1 protein-coding gene is annotated in these 406 nt (G+C 69.7%); it reads left to right on the forward strand.

All coding sequences use genetic code 11. The features are described from left to right. Positions 1-64 precede the first annotated feature (64 nt). Positions 65-406, forward strand: a 342-nt coding sequence (locus GO615_RS28285) for a hypothetical protein (RefSeq protein WP_211167443.1), incomplete at its 3' end; no start/stop codon positions are given.

Below are 406 nucleotides of genomic sequence, written 5' to 3' on the forward strand. Positions count from 1 at the left end.
GGCTGATACGTTGTTGCGTGCGGCAACGCGGTTTCTGACTTCTTCGGTCCACACGCGCAGCGCCGTGGCCGTGCTCACCGCCATCGGAGCTGCTGCGCCGCTGACCGCCGTGTACGCCCAGACCCCCGCTCCCGCCGAGCTGCCACCGGTCACCGTGATTGCTCCCTCGCCGTTGTCGGGCACGCGCAGCATCAAGCCCGCCGCCAAGCCGGTGGTGCAGACCTCACGAACCGCGCGAACGCGGGCCGCGCCGGCGCAAACCGCGGCGGCGCCTGAGGGCGGCACCGGCGTCCCCGGGCCCTCCGAGCGCGTCGCGAGCCTGATCGATCGCGACAAGGTGCCGTCGAACACCGAGGTGCTGACATCAGACGATTTCAGCCGCAACTACTCGACCAATTTCCTGGAC

It is taken from the genome of Aromatoleum evansii (assembly GCF_012910805.1).
GTDB classification, from domain to species: Bacteria; Pseudomonadota; Gammaproteobacteria; order Burkholderiales; family Rhodocyclaceae; genus Aromatoleum; species Aromatoleum evansii.